2 protein-coding genes are annotated in these 1,546 nt (G+C 38.1%); both read right to left on the reverse strand.

The window, feature by feature from the left end; all coding sequences use genetic code 11:
• Positions 1–8: 8 nt before the first annotated feature.
• Positions 9–299, reverse strand: coding sequence for a hypothetical protein (locus tag KCG35_RS25200; protein WP_215822606.1), 291 nt, complete (start codon positions 297–299; stop codon positions 9–11).
• A gap of 34 nt (positions 300–333) precedes the next feature.
• On the reverse strand, positions 334–645 hold the full coding sequence (locus KCG35_RS25205) for a hypothetical protein (protein ID WP_215822607.1): 312 nt from the start codon (positions 643–645) through the stop codon (positions 334–336).
• Positions 646–1,546 lie beyond the last annotated feature (901 nt).

Consider the following 1,546-nt stretch of genomic DNA (forward strand, 5'->3'; position numbering starts at 1 on the left):
CTGTGACATTACTCAGCTTGCTTATCACAAAACTCTGCCCATACTTCAGTACCTATAGGACACTCTTCTTTGATGATATTTTTAATAAAGCAGCCTAATACATACTCTTTGGGCGGCGGTGATTGCCGTGGAATACTGAAATGAGCCGCTTTAGTTAAAGTCTTGCCATCAGGCGTTTTTAACTGAACTTGCGTTGGCAACATTTTTCCCTCGAAGACACTAAGAGGTAACCAGGGAGAAACAAGTACCCCTCGCTTACCTATGCCAAAAACTTGCTCAACTATTAAAACCCTTTCCATACTTGCTCTTACAGTTAACGTAGATATCCAGACCTCACGGCAACTTCCTTTTTGTGCCGATAGGACTTAACTTTGAAACTATTTTATATACTGCTGCTTTCCCATTCCTGTGAACCGATACTGTATTTTTACTTATTTCAATTTGGCTCCACTGTATATTGAAATTACCTTTATCAATTACCAATGAGTCGGTTCCAGTAACCTCAAATTCCAGCACAGGAGCACAAACTGCACCACCTTTTGAACCAATAGTTGATATTACAGTATCTCCAGAAAACCCGAGATCTTCGATGTTTTGTTCATCGATTAGCGACAACCTAAGCCCATCAAGTTTTTCCTTTAGCATGACGATCCCATTTCTTACAGTTAACTATTAATGAACGTCACTCTGACGTAAAACATTACGTCGCATTGACGTATAACACTCTAATTAATTTTAACTAGTTCTCACAATTTGAGCCAGAGCCAGATTCATACAATGAAAATTAGAATATCTAATTGATAATAAAGGATATTTTTGTTTTATGGAGGGGTGTTATACGTCAGAGTGACGCAATATATTACGTCACTTTAGGAAAATTAATAGTCGCTGCCATTTCCTAAAACTTCACATACCTTAGTCGCAAACTCTAATGCTTGATTTGATGAGATCAGGCTGTAACCCCTCATTTGAAGTACTTCAATGAAACTACAGTTTAGTTGATAGGTTATAAGGTGATTGAGGTATATAGCAAAAGGTCATACAAATTATGTCGTATATCGAGCTGTGAGCTTATTCTTGAGGTTTTTCTGTATTAACTAAGGCAAGGGTAGCAGTCGAATCTTGAAATGGCTTAAATCGAATTGTACGGCGTTTTAGGTGTGTTTGCTGCTCTTTAAAACTTTGATTATTTTAACATCAACATTCCAGCTCACAAACTTGTTTCTAGTTTGTCTTGTTTATCTTGTTTTTAATACTTGTTTATCTTGTTTTACCCTCCTCTATATGCCTTGTATTCACTGGGCTGTAGCGATTAATCGACACCGGATGGTTGACTCAACGACACCGGATGGTTGACTCAGCACGCAATTCTAAGCCGAAAGACATCGTTTAGTTGACTTATCGACTACAAATGATAATGTTTGTAGTCGATAGCTGGTGGTTAATTTCAAAGTGGGGCTTTATGGAAGTTACTACGAAAGAGCTTGTAGTTAAGAGCAATGAGCTAATTGAGGGGCGATATAAGCTATCAGCGGCAGCCCAAAAA

The organism is Zooshikella harenae (genome assembly GCF_018837975.1).
GTDB lineage: Bacteria > Pseudomonadota > Gammaproteobacteria > Pseudomonadales > Zooshikellaceae > Zooshikella > Zooshikella harenae.